Raw genomic sequence first — 17,810 nt, 5'->3', positions numbered from 1 at the left:
TATGAACGAAGGCAAAAACAAAATAAAGGTATAAGTTATGACCAGTAGAAAAGCAGTTATGGTTGGGATAAATGATTATCCCAACAAGCCATTGGAAGCTTGTGTTCCCGATGCCAACAGGATGTTCAATATCCTATCCAAAAATCACGATGAGTCCCCTAACTTTTCTTGCAAAAAATACATTTCCACAGAAACTAAAATTACAAAGGCAGCTTTAAAAGATATAATTGTAGAACTTTTTGATACCGATTGTGAAGTTGCTCTCTTTTATTTTTCAGGTCATGGCTTTGAAGGAAACAAAAAAATCAAAGCTTCACTGGTTACCCAACACGCAGACCAAAGTGATATGGGGGTTGAACTCGAGTTTTTAATGGAAAAAGCTAATGAATCCAAGGCCAAACAGATCGTTATTATTCTTGACTGCTGCTTTAGCGGAGCGGCCGGAAACCTTAAATTTCTGGACAATCTTTCGGTCTTAAGAAAAGGGGTATCAATTCTGACCTCCAGCCATGAATCTCAGGTTTCATTCGAAAGTCCCACAGGCGGAATCCTCACCGATATTGTCGTTGAAGCCCTTGAAGAAGGTGCCGCGGATACCTTAGGGTTTGTCACTGTAGCGGGAATATATGAATTTGCAGACAAACTCCTTGGCCCTTGGGATCAGCGCCCACTGTTTAAGGCAAATATAGAAAGGATGCTTCCCCTGCGAAAAAGCAAACCTAAAATCGACATGGAGGCGCTAAGAAAACTACCAACATTATTTCCAAAAGCGGATTACATCTTTCCTCTTGATCCAAGCTATGAACCTGAAGCGGAACCTAAAGGACATGATAATGAAGGTATTTTTTCACAACTTCAAAAATATAACCGAAACGGTTTGCTCCTACCCATTGGGGAGGAACACATGTATTTCGCAGCGATTAATAATAAATCATGTGAACTTACGCCGCTGGGAAGGTACTATTGGAAATTAGTTAAAGAGAATAAGATATGAACATAGGAATTACCGGACATCAGGATATCGGCGGCAAAAAACTTGTCAATTGGGTAAGAAAAGAACTTATGCAGGAAATAACCCGAAATAAAGAGATTAAAACAGCCAGAAGTTCCTTAGCAATCGGCGCAGATCAGCTATTTGCGCAGGTGGTGCTCAAAATGAAGATCGACCTTGTTTCGGTTATACCATCTGCAGGTTATGAAGAAACCTTCGAAATCAAGGATCAGTCGGAATACTTCAGGTTAAAATCTCTGTCCAGCAGTATTGAAATCCTTAATTTCTCTAGTCCAAGCGAAGAAGCATTTTTGTATGCAGGCAAATATATTACCGATCATTCCGATCTGATATTCGCAGTATGGGACGGATTGCCTGCAAAGGGACTGGGTGGCACTGGTGATATTGTCAGGTATGCCTTGTCTTTGGGAAAACATGTGATCCATCTGAATACAGTTGATAAAAACAAACTGGTTTATAATGGGTAATGTAGGATTGGTCTTCTTAGAACTGGCAATTGATTTACTGCCAGTTCTGAGAATTAAATAGGCATGTTTCCAAAAAAGATCAAAAGATAGTGCGAGAGAACTAGCATATTGGGATAATTTTGTGATTACTTTCGTTTAGCGATCTTTGCCCCGAGATGGAACATTGTTTTTGCCCTGTATTGAGCCTTCAGTTTTTTTATCATCTTCTCAATGGCACTCAAGCTGCAGGGTACCATTTCCAGTTCCGATAATCTTTCTGAAATTTCTTTTTGGTTCATGCCCTGGAGCAGGCAACTGATAACAACATTTTCCATATACAAATATAAATATTCACCACATGTGTTAAATTAATAGCAAAAAAACAAGACCACCGCCTCTTTTCATATATTAATCTATTTTACTGGTGGATCCCTATGAACTTAAAGCAAGTATACCACCACCTTCAATCTTGTGTCAATTCTTACATCATCCCTTCATCCAAAAAGCTATAAAACCCATACCTGGAAACAATCAAATGGTCATTCACACTAATTTCCAGGATTTCACCACCGGATTTTAATTTCCTGGTTAACGAGATATCTGCATCGCTTGGAGACAATTCCCCACTTGGATGATTATGCGCCAGGATCATTCCACTTGCACAGGCTTTCAGTGCCACTGCAAAAATTACTTTGGGATCAGCAAGCGTTCCAGAGAGACCACCCTGCGAAATGTTCACTACCCCCAATACCCTAGCCCTCCTGTTGAGCAAAATCACCTTAAACTCTTCCAAAAGCTCAAGCCTACCTTTGTCCCACCTTTCCATTAATACCCCGTAAGCTTCCTGTGCAGATGTAACCTGTGGCAACTCCGCCAATTTAAACGCCGGATGATAACTGATCTCAATCTCTGCTACTTTAAAACTTAAATTTTCCATAATTTTTCTGATTTAATTATGGAGCCCGGCCAAGGTTCAGCTTCTGCCAAAGCAAAAGGAGGAACGGAATAAATGGGTAGCGGGCAAAGGCCACAGGAGCGTTTATGCCGGAAATTCCTTTGCGTGCCAGAACTGAACCTTAAATTTGCATCAGAATTGAATAAGATATACCCCATCCAGCTAAAGAAGCCTAATCCTAACATACGTCCATCCTTACAACAGAGTGGTAGCAGTGGCCTCGACACCTTCTATATCAATCGAAGTTAAAATGTATCTAAATGCGGTGGCTTAAAAAATCCAACCTCTCCAACGTTGGGCAGAACGCAAGCGAAATAGCAGACTTTTGAACTAAAAACCTTGATCCTTATGGAAACCACACTTAGAAAACCAAAAAGGAAAGCGATTAGAAAGGGCAGCAAAGTTACCAGGAACCTACTTGCAACACCCAAAAAAGATCACGAAAAACCGTTACCGCCAAAATTCCTGGAAGCAACAACAGTAAAAAATCAACAGGTATGGACCAGAAAGGTCTCGTTTCTTCAATAACAGAGGCTAAAAGTATAGAAAATTCCGATAACGATATCAGTAGGATCGCCGACCAAAAAGAGGAAAATTTGGTAAATTTAATCGTCAAAGTGCTGGTCAGGTCCACACTGGAAGAACTATATGGAAAAGAGAGCAATTAGATATTTAAGGTTTAGCGACAAAAAGCAGAGTGAAAACTCAATTGAGCGTCAACGGGTGGTTACTGACCACTATATAGAATTTCACAAAATCAACCTCGTAGACACGTTCATAGACAGGGGAAAAAGTGCAAAAACCTTCGATAGACCTGATTTCATCAAGCTACAAGAGTTTATCGGGTTATACCATAAAAATGTAGATTACCTATTGGTTGACCAGATGGACAGGTTTAGCCGGGACGCGGGCGAGGCCATGAGCATGGTGAAAACATTGCAGTCCAAATATGGCATCCAGATCATCAGTGTCTCAGAAGGTATAGAATTTGACTACAATACCCCAGGTAGCTTCTTCAGGGCAGGCTTACAATTGCTGTTAGCAGAGGAAGATAACATCAACCGCAGTATTAAAATCAGGTCCGGGCTGTATTCTAAGAAAACCAAGGAAGGAAAGTTTGTTTTTGGGATCAGTCCTTTTGGCTATAAAAAAATAGGAGAACCCAGAGACCGACGATTAATCATCGATGAAAGAGAAGCAAAAATCGTACGTTTTATTTATGAAGCTTATCTAAAAAACGTACCGCTTTACCTGATCAAACAAAAAGCGGCCGAAATGGGCCTAGACCGTAAAGGCAACATGATCGTGGAACGGATCCTCACCAATGCCGTTTACGCGGGACTGATTAAAGCCGAGCCCTATAAAGAACATCCCGGAGGGCTATTCCCTGGCATTCACGAACCTATTATCGACATGATCTCATGGAAAATGGTGCAGAGTAAATTTACCAGGCCCGCCAAAACCCGAACAATCGTAAACGACGAACTCCCCTTGAGAGCCATTTTAAAATGCCATTGCGGAAATGTAGTGACCGGCGCAGCCTCACGTGGCAAATCCGGCCAATATTTCTACTACTATAAATGCAGATTCTCTAAACACAACAACATTAGCGCAAAGAAAGCACACATCCAATTTGATACCGCACTGGAATTAATGAGCCTGCCAAAAAAATCAGTAAAAAAATCAGAGACCGCGCGAATCAAGAGATCGAAAAAGAAGTCGAAAATAACAGAAAGGGTCTGGCCAACAAAAAAGCAGAACTGGCAGGTGAACAGGAAATGCTCTATGCTGTCGAAGAAAAGTGGATTAGAAATGAAATCGACCAAGAGACTTACCGAAGGTGGTATTTAAAGTATAAGACCAATATCGACGACCTGGAAATCGCTATCGCCAGGTTAGGCACTAACCACGGTGAAGCCTATAAAATACTCAACAACCGCCTGGATACATTTACGGACATAAAATCCGTTTACCATGAATTTGATACCCTGGAAAAGCGTGAATTTATTGAACTGGTGTTCGACTCTAATCTCTACTATGAAAACGGCATGTATCGAACACCTACGATGATGAATTTACTATCCATTAATTACCTGAAAATGAGAGAATTAGGAGTTCTGGATGTAGACAAAAAAAGGGAGGATTTTACAATCCTCCCTTCAAGTGCACTTGTAGGGATTCGAACCCCAAACCTTCTCATCCGTAGTGAGATGCTCTATCCAATTGAGCTACAAATGCGTTTCCGTATCGTTAACGGACTGCAAAGGTATAATTTGATATTTTAATTTCCAATTAAATTTAAAAAAAATCTCAAAATAATTCTTTACAGAATTTGCTTTATGCGCCTAACACATCATTAATTGCTTTAAAATCAGGCAAATCCTTTGCATTTTCCAAAACTTCAGCATAAGCAATTTTTCCTTCTTCATCGATCACAAATGCTGCTCTTTTAGAAACACCTTTTAATCCAAAGGCAAATTCATCATAAAAAGCACCATAAGCTGCAGATACTTCTTTGTTAAAATCAGATAATAATGGGAATTGATAATTCTGCTCTTCTTTAAACTTAGCCAAAGAAAAAGGAGAATCAACTGATATGCCAATTACCTGTGCATCTATTCCTTCGTAATAACTGAAATTATCACGCATGGTACATAACTGCTCGGTACACGTTCCGGTAAATGCCATTGGAAAAAGTGAATAATTACTTTTTTGCCTTTAAAGCCGGAAAGAGAAATTTCTGTTAAATCAGAACTGTATAATTTAAAATCAGGGGCGGTATCGCCAACTTGTAATGCCATTGGATTTTTTTATTTATATATTGTTAAATATTTTAATTGCTTAGTTATTTGAGGCTCCAGAATCGCGACTCAGAACTATCCTTTCATTTGCTGTTCCAAAATTAATAATCCTTCCTCAAAAGAATGCGGATTATATCCTAAATCTTTAATGGCCTTATCCAGCACAAATCCCGTTTTTATAGGTCGTTTAGCCGTTTGGTTTAAACTTGCCGAACTTATTTCATTAATAAAACGAATGATCCAGTTTCCAATATTCGGCAACTTTCCGAACTAAATCGGCAATGCTCATATAATCTTTACCCGATATGTGATAAATTCCCTGCGCATCTTGTTCAACAGCCAACAGACAGGCCTCGGCCAGATCTTCAGCAAGAGTTGGCATGCGCCATTGGTCGTTCACCACATTTATGGGTGACGCTTTTTCTAAGGCTCCTTTAGCCCAAAGCACAATATTGCTCCGGCTCATATCATTGCTAATTCCATATACTAATATTGTTCTTAAAATAGCGTAATTTGCATTTGAATTTTTGATCAGTTCTTCAGCCAGCACCTTCGATTTACCATAATAACTAACTGGATTTACAGCATCTGCCTCTTTATAAGGCCCGTTCAGTCCATCAAAAACAAAATCGGTACTCAAATGGATTAACTGTATATTTTTTCCTCACAGATAGATAATAAGGTTCCAACCGCATCAACATTTAACCGATGGCAAAGCTCCTTATCTGCCTCACAGGTATCTACATTCGTCATTGCAGCGGTGTGGATAACCGCGTCAGGACGATATTTTTCAACAACCGCTTTTACCTGTTCAGGGTTTAAGATATCCATTTCTGCATACTCATATCCTTCTTTAACAGGATAACGATTTACCCCTGCCGATGTGGCAACCAGATTTACCCGTCCCTCGACTAATACTTTTTCTGTTATTTTCTGTCCCAAAAGACCATTGCTACCGGTTGTTAAAATGGTTTTCATATCCCTTATTTATGCCGCTAAATTATCTATTAAAATCATGTGAAAAAACTTTGTCTAATCGAATTCTCTACTCACCAAACAATCTAAGTACTTTTTTAAATGATGTATGCAAAAAAAGTCATGACAATCAGAAATAATATATTTTTTTACATTCATTTCAAACATTTGTAAATACAAGATTATTCCGGGTATCTTCGGCGCAAATTATCTTATTTTATAATTAAAAATATTTAAACCATCTTATATGGAAAACAAAAATCTAAAAAAACGCTTCAAAAAGCCTTTGTTAACTTTCATTACAATTGCTTTGTTATCTTCAAACGCAACCGTTAAGGCCCAAAATCAGGAGCATGTACAACCAAGTGTCGAAAAGTCTGTTTTTGGTGCTCAGGCTGGCCTTTTGGGTATTTGGGTTAATAATGAAGCCAAATTAACTAATGCCATCGCCTTAAGGAGTGAGATCGGTTTTGATGGCGGTTTCTGGGGCGGTAGCTTTTATCCAAAAAACGGCTATGTGTTTACGCCGATCATCGCAGCAGAACCTCGCTTTTATTATAATCTTAGTAAAAGAACCAGGAAAAATAAAAGCATCAAAAATAACTCAGCGAATTTTATTTCACTAAGAACCAGTTTTCATCCTGATTGGTTTACCATTTCCAATTATGAAAAGGTCAGTATCGTTAGCGATTTATCCATTATTCCAACCTGGGGCATCAGACGCCACATCGGAAACCATTTCAATTATGAGGCCGGATTAGGAGTTGGCTATCGCTATTATTTCGCAAAAAGTGCTGGTTATCTAAAAAATGAAAGTGATGTCGCTGTAAACCTTCATTTAAGGATAGGTTACACTTTTTAGTATTACAATCCCCACTTCAATTCCCTAAAAAAGCTAGATTTTTAGGGGATTTTTTCATTAAAAACCAGCAACATTTTAGATGTTAAAAAATTTTGTAATATATATTTAAAATTCAGCAAGAATAACTTAACTTTGCCAACCGAATTGGAGCCCCTATAAACAGCTTTAATTCATTGACTGTAATAAATTTACTCACAACAGATATGCCTAACTTAGGAAAAATAGCACAAATTATCGGCCCTGTGGTTGACGTTAGCTTTGCTGATGATGCCCATCTACCTAAAATTTTTGATGCGTTAGAGATAACGAAAGAAAATGGACAAAAAATCGTTTTAGAAGTTCAACAGCACTTAGGTGAAGACCGCGTACGTGCAATTTCGATGGATTCTACAGATGGTTTGGTTCGTGGTATGCAAGTAGTTGATACTGGCGCTGCGATTAAAATGCCAGTTGGCGACCAGATTAAAGGTCGTTTATTTAATGTAGTTGGAGAAGCGATTGACGGTATCAACACAGTTGATAAAACAGACGGTCGTCCTATTCATGCAACCCCTCCTAAGTTCGAAGATTTATCTACTGAAACTGAGGTGCTTTTTACAGGTATTAAAGTAATCGATTTATTAGAGCCTTATGCTAAAGGTGGTAAAATCGGTTTATTCGGTGGTGCTGGTGTAGGTAAAACAGTATTGATCATGGAGCTGGTAAACAACATCGCTAAAGCTTATGCTGGTTTATCAGTATTCGCAGGTGTTGGTGAGCGTACACGTGAGGGTAACGATTTACTTCGTGAGTTTATCGAATCAGGCGTAATCAACTATGGTGACGAATTCTTACACTCAATGGAAAAAGGTGGATGGGATTTGAAAGCTGTTGATACTGAAAAATTAAAAGAATCTAAAGCAACATTGGTTTTCGGACAAATGAACGAGCCTCCTGGTGCACGTGCACGTGTAGCATTATCAGGATTAACAGTTGCGGAATATTTCCGTGATGGTGATGGCGAAGGCGCAGGAAAAGATATCCTTTTCTTCGTTGATAACATCTTCCGTTTTACACAGGCAGGTTCTGAGGTATCGGCTTTATTAGGTCGTATGCCATCAGCGGTAGGTTACCAACCAACCTTAGCTACAGAGATGGGTTTAATGCAAGAGCGTATTACTTCAACAAAACGTGGATCAATTACATCAGTACAAGCGGTATATGTACCTGCGGATGATTTAACTGACCCTGCTCCGGCAACAACTTTTGCCCACTTAGATGCTACTACGGTACTTTCGCGTAAAATTGCAGAGTTAGGTATTTATCCTGCGGTAGATCCATTGGATTCTACTTCACGTATCCTTTCTCCTGCTGTTTTAGGTGATGAGCACTATAACACTGCACAACGTGTTAAAGAAACTTTACAACGTTATAAAGAATTACAGGATATCATCGCAATCTTAGGTATGGACGAATTATCTGAAGAAGATAAATTAGTGGTATCAAGAGCACGTCGTGTTCAGCGCTTCTTATCTCAACCTTTCCACGTAGCTGAACAGTTTACAGGCTTAAAAGGTGTATTGGTTGACATTAAAGACACTATCAAAGGATTTAACATGATCATGGATGGTGAAGTTGATGAGTACCCTGAAGCTGCATTTAACTTAGTTGGTAGCATTGAAGATGCAATCGAAAAAGGTAAAAAATTATTAGCAGAAGCGAACTAGTATTGAGATTTGAGCATCAAGTATTAAGATTGCAAACACAGTCTTGATACTTGGTCCTACTTACTTGATACTCAAATCCAAAAACATGAATTTAGAAATATTAACTCCAGATAAAAAAGTTTTCGAAGGTGAAGTAACAGCAGTTACGGTTCCTGGTACTTTAGGTTCTTTTCAGATTTTAAAAGACCATGCTGCCATCATCTCTACTTTAGAAGATGGAGAAGTTATTATAAAAGCAAATAAAGCTGATGAACAACGCTTTTTTATTAAAGGCGGTGTAGTTGAAGCTATCCACAACAAAATTGTGGTTTTAGCTGAAGGTATCGCTTAAGCAAATAATTAACTCATTTAAGAAGCCTCCCGATTTAAAAAATACGGGAGGCTTTTTGTTTAATTTGCTATTTCAAAACAATTATAACCAGAATTAGGCTTTAAAAAATATTTAGAGATTGTTTAAAATCGATCCTTCACCCTGAACTGTAGCGAAGCGGAAAGCTACGAAGTAACTTTATTTCAGTGTCTATATTAAAACACTAGTTTTCTCTATATTTCATCACCAAAATAACATATAAATTTTCAATTTTCGGAGCACCCTGAGGCATTTTAGGCAGAAAAACAGAAAATTTATAATGCAAGCATAACAAACAGACCATATACCGTTTTGATATCTGGTCTACAGCTATCGGCATTAAATAACTAATTCAACTCTATTTAAGAATATTATTCTGGTTACAACACAAATACAAGAATAAAATTCTTATTTAACTTTTTTCTGATTTCTCTTGCATATTAATGAACCAAAAACTAAATTGGTTTTTATAAACAATAAGATAATAATGACAATTCAGAACAACTCATTTACTAGACAAATTACTGCGAAAGCGGCAGGTAATGTAGTGCTGTTACCTGTCATTTTACTTAACCTCCTACTCCTAAACATTTTATGGAGTAAGAAAATGGGCAGCTTTTAAATAGATTTTAAAAAACTAAATATACCTAAAGCGTCCCGATACAAACGGGACGCTTTTTTTAAATAACAAAAGACAGTATTATGAACCGTCCATAATAAATAGTCAAAATAAAATATGGAATGCTTATTTATCATGCTAGGCTTCCATCTGACGGTTAAAAAACAATAAGAATAAACAGATGAAATACTATAATTCTAATACGATTATTTACCTTGACGGACAGTTTGAAAAGGCTGTAAACAGCAGTACTGATCTTTACGGACAGTCGCTACACTACGGTTATGCTGCTTTCGAGGGTATTAGAGCCTATAAAACGCATAATGGCAACCGCATTTTCAAAGCTGCCGCCCATTTCGATCGCTTAGAGCGTTCTTGCCAGTTAGCAAACATTCCTTTTCCATGGGATAAACAAGAATTAATTGCTGCAACCTATAAATTACTTCAGTTGAACAAACTGAAAGATGCCTATATCCGCCCGCTGGTTTTTTGCCATCCAAACATGAAATTGAATGAGCCTAGCGGCGTTTCCATATTGATCTGTGCCTGGGAATGGGATGCTTACTCGGGCAATAAGCTGTTAAATTTAACCATTTCTGATTACGAGAGGCCAAATCCAAAATCGACTCCAATGGAAGCGAAATTGAGTGGCAACTATGTTAATTCTATTTTGGCAACTACAGCAGCAAACATTAAAGGTTACGATGAAGCTTTACTTTTAGATATGCATGGCTTTGTTGCCGAAGCATCAGGAGCAAATATCTTCCTTGAAAAGGACGGAAAATTGTACACCCCATCTTTAGGGAACATTTTACCAGGCATTACCCGTGCAACTGTAAAAGAGCTTTGCACTGTTTTGGATATAGAGTGTATTGAGAAAAAATTAACGGTAGAAGACCTTAAAAATGCCGATGGCGCTTTCTTATGCGGAACAGCCACCGAGATAGCTGGCATTGCCTCCATCGATGATATTGTTTATCGCCCACTATGGCGGGAATCTATTGGTTATACCATACAACGTGCCTATAAAAACCTGGTGCTAGAAAAAGTGAATTACGAGGTGATTATATAGATTGGTTTGATAATTCATAGTCAAATGGTTAATGGTCAGTTTGACTATGAACTATCAACCAAAAAACAATTGACCAAAAACAAAAAGTTAACCAATAGAAGACCATTCAGGTAGAGAACAGATGACTGAAGAAATCAATCAAAATTATCAAGAAGCTTACCAACAAATAAATACGGCTACCAAGGCTTCGGGTTTTGATATGGCATCAGACGTATTAACCTGCTCTTTGCTTAAAACCCTTGCTGCAACCAAACCTTCAGGTAAATTTCTGGAACTTGGAACCGGAACAGGTTTGTCTACTTCATGGATTTTAGATGGCTTAGATCAGGAAAGCACACTTACTTCGATAGATAACGACGCTAAATGTTTAGCCATTGCCAAAACATTTCTCGGTAGTGACGATCGTTTAACATTAGTTGATACCGATGGCGCGGAGTGGATTGAAAAGAATAGAGACAAAAAATTCGATTACATATTTGCCGATACCTGGCATGGAAAATATTTGCTTTTAGACGAGGTACTATCCATGCTTAACACCGGCGGACTTTACATCATTGATGATATGCTGCCTCAATCGAATTGGCCTGAAGGTCATCAGGATAAAGCGATTAAATTGGTTAAAGATTTAGAATCTCGTGATGATTTGCATTTAACCAAGCAGGTTTGGGCTACAGGAATTGTAATCGGAGTAAAAAAATAGAGAAATACATTAAAATAGTTCTTTGCATTTATAATAAGTTAGTATGTTTGTGATTCATGAATTTAAACACAAACATTATTAGCAACCTAATTATTGTCATTTCTCAACAGAGAGGTGGAAATCGTTGCGTATAATACAAAATATACCCTATCGAAACCGCCTCCAAAACGAGGCGGTTTTTTTTTGCCTCAAAATATTTACAACTAACAGAACCAGAATATACATTTTAAACAATGAGCGAATTAAACAAGTACAGTAAAACATTTACACAAGATCCAACACAACCTGCTGCACAAGCAATGCTTTATGGAATCGGTTTAACCGATGCTGATATGGCTAAAGCTCAGGTTGGTATTGCAAGTATGGGCTACGATGGCAACACCTGCAACATGCACTTAAACGACCTTGCAAAAGACGTCAAAGCTGGGGTCTGGAAAAATGATTTAGTCGGCTTGGTTTTTAATACAATTGGGGTAAGTGATGGGATGAGCAACGGTACAGATGGGATGCGTTACTCATTGGTTAGCCGTGATGTAATTGCTGATAGTATCGAAACCATTTGCGGCGGGCAATATTATGATGGCATTATATCCATCCCTGGCTGTGATAAAAATATGCCAGGTGCCATCATGGCTATGGCACGTTTAGACCGTCCTTCAATTATGGTTTATGGCGGTACAATTGCCCCAGGCCATTATAAAGGAGAAGAATTGAATATTGTTTCGGCATTCGAGGCATTAGGACAAAAAATCTGCGGTAATCTTTCAGAAGAAGATTATCAGGGCATTATTAAACACACTTGTCCAGGTGCCGGGGCATGCGGAGGTATGTATACCGCAAATACCATGGCATCAGCAATTGAGGCCTTGGGTATGAGTTTACCTTATTCATCTTCAAATCCAGCCATAAGCCCGGAGAAAAAACAAGAATGTTTAGATGCCGGTAAATACATCAAGGTTTTACTGGAGAAAGATATTAAACCATCAGATATCATGACGCGAAAAGCATTTGAAAATGCAATCCGTTCGATCATTGTATTAGGTGGTAGTACCAATGCTGTTTTGCATTTTATCGCTATGGGTAAAGCCATTGGCGTAGAAATTACACAGGATGATTTTCAGAAAATGAGCGATGTAACTCCGGTACTTGCCGATTTCAAACCTAGTGGAAAATATTTAATGCAGGATTTACACCAATATGGCGGTATCCCTGCTGTACTAAAATATTTATTAAATGAAGGCTTGTTGCATGGCGATTGCTTAACCGTAACCGGAAAAACTATGGCTGAGAATTTAGCCGATGTGAAATCGGTTATGGATTACGATCAGAAAATCGTTCAAAAATTAAGCGAACCGATAAAAGCAACTGGTCACTTACAGATTCTTTACGGAAACCTTGCCGAAAAGGGTTCTGTAGCCAAAATCAGCGGTAAAGAAGGTGAAAAATTTGAAGGTCCGGCACGCGTATTTGATGGTGAGCATGATTTGATCGCAGGTATTTCCAGCGGCCGTGTTCAACCTGGCGATGTCATCGTAATTAAAAACTCAGGTCCGGTAGGTGCACCAGGTATGCCAGAGATGTTAAAACCAACCTCAGCAATTATTGGTGCAGGTTTAGGTAAATCAGTTGCTTTAATCACTGATGGACGTTTTTCAGGTGGTACACACGGTTTTGTAGTTGGTCACATCACACCTGAATCTTACAAAGGTGGTTTAATCGGTTTGGTTGAAGATGAAGATCGAATCTTAATTGATGCCGTAAACAACATTATCAGTTTACAGGTGAGCGAAGAAGTGATTGCCGAGCGGAGAAAAAACTACGTTCAGCCAGCATTAAAAGTAACAAAAGGTGTTTTATATAAATATGCTAAAACAGTTTCAGACGCAGCTAGTGGTTGCGTAACTGACGAATACTAAAATCAAAAAATCATCCCTGGATTAGTTGATTATTAAAAAACAGATGATGCAAATAATTAAAAGTATTCAGAATAGGATTTATGAAATCCAGGGAGAAAGAGTAATGCTCGATTTTGATCTGGCAGCACTTTATGAGGTTGAAACGAAAGCGCTAAATCAGGCAGTAAAACGTAACATAAAGCGTTTTCCAGATGATTTTATGTTCCGGCTCACGCCAGTTGAATGGGAAAGTATCCGGTCACAAATTGTGACCGCATCTTCAGAAAAGACTGATGCGTCCTCAAAAATTGTGATGATAAGTCAAAATAAAAGAAATGTGGGTGTAACACCTTATGCCTTTACAGAACAAGGTGTAGCCATGTTAAGTGGTGTTGTAAATAGCGATAAAGCCATTAACATGAACATTGCCATTATGAGAGCCTTTGTTGATGTTCGCAAAATATTGCTGAAACAAAGCAATCTTAATGAACAATTAACAGAAATTAAAGAACGGATTGGCGAACATGACGTTCAGCTTAACGAACTTTATGATGCCATGGAAAACTTAATTGACGAGAAAATTGCTCAAATAAAGTGGAAAGACAGAGAAAGAATTGGGTTTAAAATTAAAGAATAACAGAACCGCAAAAACATAATTATGGAAACTGCACAAGATACAATACAACAAACCGGGGCGAAGGCAGAAAGCTCAAAAACCTTATTCAAGGGTACAGGCTCTCAGGTTTTGTTGAATGGATTAATTGAAGAAGGTGTAACCACCATTTTCGGTTATCCGGGAGGAGCTATCATGCCTATTTATGATGCTCTTTATGATTATGCCGACAAATTAGAACATATTTTAGTCCGCCATGAGCAAGGTGGTATCCATGCGGCTCAAGGTTTTGCCAGAACAAGTGGCAAAGTTGGTGTTTGTTTTGCAACCAGTGGACCGGGCGCAACCAACCTGGTTACTGGTTTAGCAGATGCCCAGATAGACAGTACACCATTGGTTTGTATCACCGGACAAGTTTTCGCTCACTTATTGGGAACAGATGCTTTCCAGGAAACCGATGTGATCAATATTACCACTCCGGTTACCAAATGGAATTATCAGGTTACTGATGCCAAAGAAATTCAGGAAGTATTGGCCAAAGCTTTTTACATTGCTCAAAGCGGTAGGCCGGGTCCTGTTTTAATTGACATTACTAAAAATGCGCAGTTACAATTGGAGGAATTTCCTGAATATGTAAAATGCAACCACATCCGCAGTTATCGCCCGAAACCAAAAGTTAGGGTTGAATATATCGAACAAGCGGCCGAATTAATCGATTCAGCAAAAAAACCTTTCATTCTATTTGGACAAGGTGTTATTTTGGGTAAGGCCGAAGAAGAATTTAAGGCTTTTATCAACAAAACAGGTATTCCTGCTGCATGGACAATCATGGGCGAAGGCGCTATTCCAACTTCACACCCACTAAACGTAGGGATGTTGGGCATGCACGGCAATTACGGACCAAACGTGTTAACGAACGAATGTGATGTACTAATTGCCATTGGTATGCGTTTCGACGACCGCGTGACTGGCCGCCTGGATAAATATGCCAAACAAGCTAAAGTTGTGCATTTAGATATCGACCCGGCAGAAATTGATAAAAATGTTAAAGCTGAAGTTGGTGTTTGGGGCGACTGTAAAGAAACTTTACCCCTGTTAACCAATTTGGTGAACGAAAATAAACACGAAGATTGGTTGGCCAAGTTCAGACAATACAACCAGGAAGAAATAGATCAGGTTATTACTCCAGAGCTTTATCCAACTGGTGATGAAATGACCATGGGAGAAGTGTTGCGTAACATCAACGAAATTTGTGGTGGTGACGCCGTAATCGTTACCGATGTTGGTCAGCACCAAATGGTAGCTTGTCGTTATGCTAAATTCAACAATACCCGCAGCAACATTACTTCTGGGGGCTTAGGTACCATGGGTTTTGGTTTACCGGCTGCAATTGGCGCTAAATACGGTGCGCCTGATAAAACTGTAATCGCTATTATTGGTGATGGGGGCTTCCAGATGACGCCTCAGGAACTGGGGACCATTATGCAGTTTGGTGCAGCTGTAAAAATCCTGATTCTGAACAACCGCTTTTTGGGTATGGTTCGTCAATGGCAACAGTTATTTCATGATAAACGTTATTCATTTGTGAACATTACCAGTCCTGATTTTGTGGCTTTAGCTAAATCTTATTACATCGAAGCAAGCAAAGTTGATGAGCGCGCAAACTTAAGACAAGCACTGGAAACGATGATCAACCACGAAGGCTCTTATTTATTAGAGGTGATGGTTGGAAGAGAAAACAACGTTTTCCCAATGGTTCCGCAAGGAATGAGTGTAAGCGAAATCAGATTGAAGTAAGTTGAAAGACTAAAGCGAAAAATAGCATAAACAAAACCTTTGTGGCCTTTGTGCCTTAGTGGTAAAAATTTTGGACATGAGTACTGAAAATACATTAGAACATAAAATAGATAAAGCCGATTTAGAAGGTAAACAGGAATACACCATTACTGTTTATGCCGAAAACCGCATCGGTTTATTAAACAGGATTGCGATTATTTTCTCTAAAAGAAAAATCAATATCGAGAGTTTAAACACTTCTCCATCAGAAATTGAAGGGATACATCGTTTCAACATCGTCATCCACGAAGGTTACGAAGTCGTGAGAAAGCTGGCCCGTCAGATTGAAAAGCAGATCGAGGTATTAAAAGTTTATTTCAACACAAATGAAGAAATTATCTGGCAGGAACTGGCGCTTTACAAAGTTTCTACAGATGAAATTGCCGAAAAAGTAACTGTTGAGCGTTTATTAAGACAATATGGAGCAAGCGCAGTAGTGATCCGTAAAGATTATACCGTTTTTGCAGTAACCGGTCACAGAGAAGAAACTGATGCTTTGGTGAAAGCCCTGGAACCTTACGAGCTAATTGAATTTGTGAGATCTGCAAGAGTAGCCATTATTAAAGACAGCGCTGGTTTCCACGAAAAATTAAAGGAATTCGAAGCTTTTGAGCCAGGAGAAGAATTGGTAGAAAATGAATTTTTAGAAAAAGGAGAGAAAATCTTTACGATGTAATACAAAGGTAAAAGGTAGAAAGGCATAAGGTGAAAGGTAAACAACACGATGCTTAGCGATCTTTGCGAAAAATCTTTGCGCCCTTTGCGGTTAAAAATTAAAGAAATATGAAATGCAATAAAACCATACCAATTTTAAGAATATTCGATTACGATAAAGCAATCGAGTTTTATGTAAACTGGCTTGGATTTAAAATAGACTGGGAATACCCCCTGGAAAAGAATTCCCCGGTTTATATCCAGGTTTCATTGAACGGTCTTGAACTTCATTTAAGCGAACACCATGGAGACAGCGCCCCTGGTGCACATGTTTACATTGATTGTGTAGGTTTAAAGGAATTCCATAAAGAAATAACAGCAAAGAATTACAAATATAACAGACCAGGCTTAGAGAAGACTTTTCATGGAACCTGGGCAGTAACCGTAAACGACCCGTTCTTTAACCAGATTACTTTTAACGAAGAGCGAAACGAAGCTGAAAATACAGAGATTAAAGAAAAAATATGAACGAAGTATTTGATTTTATAATAAACTCGCGCAAGGCATTTATCCGGTTAATTGATGGCTTAACCATCGAAGAATTGAATAAAATCCCTGATGGTTACAATAACAACATTATCTGGAACTTTGGCCATATTGTAGTGAGTACACAAACGCTTTGTTATGTTCGTACAGGTGTATTGCAAGATGCAACCTCTGTAAAATTTAACGAGTATTATAAAAAAGATACAAAGCCATCTTATACCGTAACTGAAGAAGAGGTAGCAGAATTGAAAGCCTTTGCATTAGAGAGTATTGAAAAAATAAAGGAAGATTATGCAAATGGAAAATTTTCGAGCATCACTCCTTTTACAACAGCAACCTATGGCGTACAGATGAACAGTATTGAAGAAATTCTGATCACAACCATTGGCCACGATAATGTACACCAAGGTTATGCCTGGGCTTTGAAAAAGCATGTTTAAACAAAATGGATGAGGGTTTTGGAAAACAGCCCCAAGTAAAATAAACCCGATAGCAGTTAAATTAGGGTATCATGCTGAGCGTAGTCGAAGCGCAGCCTAATTTAACGAATAGCGGGACTGAAGGAACCGAAAAGCACAGGAATCTGCTTTTCAAATAAAAATCGGTAAAAATCACCTCATCTGTGTGATCAATCAGAAGGAAAAATAGAAGATATGTAAAATGGAAGATGTGAGATGGAAAATGGATAAAAATCGGTGAAATCACCATATCTGTGTAATCAAACCGAAGGCAAAAACGATTCGTAAAGACACGAACCACAACAAAAAAG

General features: G+C 38.6%; 18 protein-coding genes, 1 tRNA gene and 1 pseudogene. 15 read left to right on the top strand and 5 right to left on the bottom strand.

The features are described from left to right. Nucleotides 1-37 precede the first annotated feature (37 nt). Both ACQ86H_RS05985 and ACQ86H_RS05980 read left to right on the top strand, forming a co-directional pair. A complete protein-coding gene (locus ACQ86H_RS05985) occupies nt 38-994 on the top strand; it encodes a caspase family protein (protein WP_205056275.1) in 957 nt (318 codons plus the stop codon). Next, nucleotides 991-1,479 (top strand): hypothetical protein, encoded by a 489-nt coding sequence (locus tag ACQ86H_RS05980; protein ID WP_205056274.1) that lies wholly within the window; start codon nt 991-993, stop codon nt 1,477-1,479. Before ACQ86H_RS05985 ends, ACQ86H_RS05980 begins: the two co-directional genes overlap by 4 nt. A 460-nt stretch (nt 1,480-1,939) precedes the next feature. Here the strand turns inward: ACQ86H_RS05980 and ACQ86H_RS05975 are convergent, their stop codons facing one another. Further along, nucleotides 1,940-2,395 (bottom strand): JAB domain-containing protein, encoded by a 456-nt coding sequence (locus ACQ86H_RS05975; RefSeq protein ID WP_431294138.1) that lies wholly within the window; start codon nt 2,393-2,395, stop codon nt 1,940-1,942. A gap of 515 nt (nt 2,396-2,910) precedes the next feature. On the opposite strand from ACQ86H_RS05975, the gene ACQ86H_RS05970 reads away from it, so the two are divergent. Together ACQ86H_RS05970 and ACQ86H_RS05965 are read left to right on the top strand one after the other, a co-directional pair. Next, a complete protein-coding gene (locus ACQ86H_RS05970; protein ID WP_431294137.1) occupies nt 2,911-3,081 on the top strand; it encodes a hypothetical protein in 171 nt (56 codons plus the stop codon). Next, nucleotides 3,062-4,264, top strand: a complete 1,203-nt coding sequence (locus ACQ86H_RS05965; protein ID WP_431294136.1) for a recombinase family protein — start codon at nt 3,062-3,064, stop codon at nt 4,262-4,264. The genes ACQ86H_RS05970 and ACQ86H_RS05965 overlap by 20 nt, the downstream gene beginning before the upstream one ends. Nucleotides 4,265-4,577: 313 nt before the next feature. Here the strand turns inward: ACQ86H_RS05965 and ACQ86H_RS05960 are convergent. The 4 genes and pseudogenes from ACQ86H_RS05960 to ACQ86H_RS05945 all read right to left on the bottom strand — a co-directional run bounded on the left by ACQ86H_RS05960 (nt 4,578) and on the right by ACQ86H_RS05945 (nt 6,192). After that, nucleotides 4,578-4,651: transfer RNA gene (locus tag ACQ86H_RS05960), tRNA-Arg, on the bottom strand. A 99-nt stretch (nt 4,652-4,750) separates the two neighbouring features. Further along, nucleotides 4,751-5,214 (bottom strand): annotated as a pseudogene (locus ACQ86H_RS05955) (redoxin domain-containing protein). A 223-nt stretch (nt 5,215-5,437) separates the two neighbouring features. Further along, entirely contained in the window at nt 5,438-5,854 is a 417-nt protein-coding gene (locus ACQ86H_RS05950; RefSeq protein WP_431294135.1) for an SDR family oxidoreductase, read from the bottom strand. 5 nt (nt 5,855-5,859) lie between these two features. Continuing rightward, nucleotides 5,860-6,192: a sugar nucleotide-binding protein gene (locus ACQ86H_RS05945; RefSeq protein ID WP_431294134.1), complete on the bottom strand. Its 333-nt coding sequence runs from the start codon at nt 6,190-6,192 to the stop codon at nt 5,860-5,862. A gap of 244 nt (nt 6,193-6,436) precedes the next feature. On the opposite strand from ACQ86H_RS05945, the gene ACQ86H_RS05940 reads away from it, so the two are divergent. From ACQ86H_RS05940 to ACQ86H_RS05890, 11 genes are all read left to right on the top strand, one after another. Further along, nucleotides 6,437-7,051: a hypothetical protein gene (locus ACQ86H_RS05940; RefSeq protein ID WP_431294133.1), complete on the top strand. Its 615-nt coding sequence runs from the start codon at nt 6,437-6,439 to the stop codon at nt 7,049-7,051. Nucleotides 7,052-7,254: 203 nt separating this feature from the next. Then, on the top strand, nt 7,255-8,757 hold the full coding sequence (gene atpD, locus ACQ86H_RS05935) for a F0F1 ATP synthase subunit beta (protein WP_090498722.1): 1,503 nt from the start codon (nt 7,255-7,257) through the stop codon (nt 8,755-8,757). An 85-nt stretch (nt 8,758-8,842) separates the two neighbouring features. Then, a complete protein-coding gene (gene atpC / locus ACQ86H_RS05930; RefSeq protein ID WP_025145830.1) occupies nt 8,843-9,088 on the top strand; it encodes an ATP synthase F1 subunit epsilon in 246 nt (81 codons plus the stop codon). 818 nt (nt 9,089-9,906) lie between these two features. Further along, nucleotides 9,907-10,797: a branched-chain-amino-acid transaminase gene (gene ilvE / locus ACQ86H_RS05925; protein ID WP_138818251.1), complete on the top strand. Its 891-nt coding sequence runs from the start codon at nt 9,907-9,909 to the stop codon at nt 10,795-10,797. A 121-nt stretch (nt 10,798-10,918) separates the two neighbouring features. Then, nucleotides 10,919-11,497 carry an O-methyltransferase gene (locus ACQ86H_RS05920; RefSeq protein ID WP_431294132.1) on the top strand — a complete coding sequence of 193 codons (579 nt, stop codon included), beginning with the start codon at nt 10,919-10,921 and terminating at the stop codon, nt 11,495-11,497. A 233-nt stretch (nt 11,498-11,730) separates the two neighbouring features. Beyond that, nucleotides 11,731-13,413 carry a dihydroxy-acid dehydratase gene (ilvD, locus tag ACQ86H_RS05915; RefSeq protein ID WP_138818253.1) on the top strand — a complete coding sequence of 561 codons (1,683 nt, stop codon included), beginning with the start codon at nt 11,731-11,733 and terminating at the stop codon, nt 13,411-13,413. Nucleotides 13,414-13,456: 43 nt separating this feature from the next. Further along, entirely contained in the window at nt 13,457-14,029 is a 573-nt protein-coding gene (locus ACQ86H_RS05910) for an ORF6N domain-containing protein (RefSeq protein ID WP_246862634.1), read from the top strand. A 21-nt stretch (nt 14,030-14,050) separates the two neighbouring features. Further along, nucleotides 14,051-15,802 carry a biosynthetic-type acetolactate synthase large subunit gene (gene ilvB / locus ACQ86H_RS05905; protein ID WP_431294131.1) on the top strand — a complete coding sequence of 584 codons (1,752 nt, stop codon included), beginning with the start codon at nt 14,051-14,053 and terminating at the stop codon, nt 15,800-15,802. Nucleotides 15,803-15,878: 76 nt separating this feature from the next. Further along, a complete protein-coding gene (gene ilvN / locus ACQ86H_RS05900; protein WP_138818255.1) occupies nt 15,879-16,517 on the top strand; it encodes an acetolactate synthase small subunit in 639 nt (212 codons plus the stop codon). A 107-nt stretch (nt 16,518-16,624) separates the two neighbouring features. Next, on the top strand, nt 16,625-17,023 hold the full coding sequence (locus ACQ86H_RS05895) for a glyoxalase superfamily protein (protein WP_431294130.1): 399 nt from the start codon (nt 16,625-16,627) through the stop codon (nt 17,021-17,023). Then, complete coding sequence (locus ACQ86H_RS05890) at nt 17,020-17,481, top strand: DinB family protein (RefSeq protein ID WP_138818257.1); 462 nt, start codon at nt 17,020-17,022, stop codon at nt 17,479-17,481. The genes ACQ86H_RS05895 and ACQ86H_RS05890 overlap by 4 nt, the downstream gene beginning before the upstream one ends. The last annotated feature ends 329 nt before the right edge of the window (nt 17,482-17,810 follow it).

Origin of the sequence: Pedobacter sp. P26 (assembly GCF_050632135.1) — a bacterium.
In the GTDB taxonomy this organism is placed as follows: domain Bacteria; phylum Bacteroidota; class Bacteroidia; order Sphingobacteriales; family Sphingobacteriaceae; genus Pedobacter.
Note: the sequence above shows the minus strand (reverse complement) of the source record. Positions and strands in the feature narration are given on the sequence as shown.

Bases quoted from the DNA above. Each gene is read 5' to 3' on its own strand.
- ACQ86H_RS05940 (WP_431294133.1), top strand. From the start codon at position 6,437: ATGGAAAACAAAAATCTAAAAAAACGCTTCAAAAAGCCTTTGTTAACT.
- ACQ86H_RS05970 (WP_431294137.1), top strand. From the start codon at position 2,911: ATGGACCAGAAAGGTCTCGTTTCTTCAATAACAGAGGCTAAAAGTATA.
- atpC (WP_025145830.1), top strand. From the start codon at position 8,843: ATGAATTTAGAAATATTAACTCCAGATAAAAAAGTTTTCGAAGGTGAA.
- ilvD (WP_138818253.1), top strand. From the start codon at position 11,731: ATGAGCGAATTAAACAAGTACAGTAAAACATTTACACAAGATCCAACA.
- ilvN (WP_138818255.1), top strand. From the start codon at position 15,879: ATGAGTACTGAAAATACATTAGAACATAAAATAGATAAAGCCGATTTA.
- ACQ86H_RS05985 (WP_205056275.1), top strand. From the start codon at position 38: ATGACCAGTAGAAAAGCAGTTATGGTTGGGATAAATGATTATCCCAAC.
- ACQ86H_RS05890 (WP_138818257.1), top strand. From the start codon at position 17,020: ATGAACGAAGTATTTGATTTTATAATAAACTCGCGCAAGGCATTTATC.
- ACQ86H_RS05980 (WP_205056274.1), top strand. From the start codon at position 991: ATGAACATAGGAATTACCGGACATCAGGATATCGGCGGCAAAAAACTT.
- ilvE (WP_138818251.1), top strand. From the start codon at position 9,907: ATGAAATACTATAATTCTAATACGATTATTTACCTTGACGGACAGTTT.
- ACQ86H_RS05920 (WP_431294132.1), top strand. From the start codon at position 10,919: ATGACTGAAGAAATCAATCAAAATTATCAAGAAGCTTACCAACAAATA.
- atpD (WP_090498722.1), top strand. From the start codon at position 7,255: ATGCCTAACTTAGGAAAAATAGCACAAATTATCGGCCCTGTGGTTGAC.
- ilvB (WP_431294131.1), top strand. From the start codon at position 14,051: ATGGAAACTGCACAAGATACAATACAACAAACCGGGGCGAAGGCAGAA.
- ACQ86H_RS05910 (WP_246862634.1), top strand. From the start codon at position 13,457: ATGATGCAAATAATTAAAAGTATTCAGAATAGGATTTATGAAATCCAG.
- ACQ86H_RS05965 (WP_431294136.1), top strand. From the start codon at position 3,062: ATGGAAAAGAGAGCAATTAGATATTTAAGGTTTAGCGACAAAAAGCAG.
- ACQ86H_RS05945 (WP_431294134.1), bottom strand. From the start codon at position 6,192: ATGAAAACCATTTTAACAACCGGTAGCAATGGTCTTTTGGGACAGAAA.
- ACQ86H_RS05975 (WP_431294138.1), bottom strand. From the start codon at position 2,395: ATGGAAAATTTAAGTTTTAAAGTAGCAGAGATTGAGATCAGTTATCAT.
- ACQ86H_RS05895 (WP_431294130.1), top strand. From the start codon at position 16,625: ATGAAATGCAATAAAACCATACCAATTTTAAGAATATTCGATTACGAT.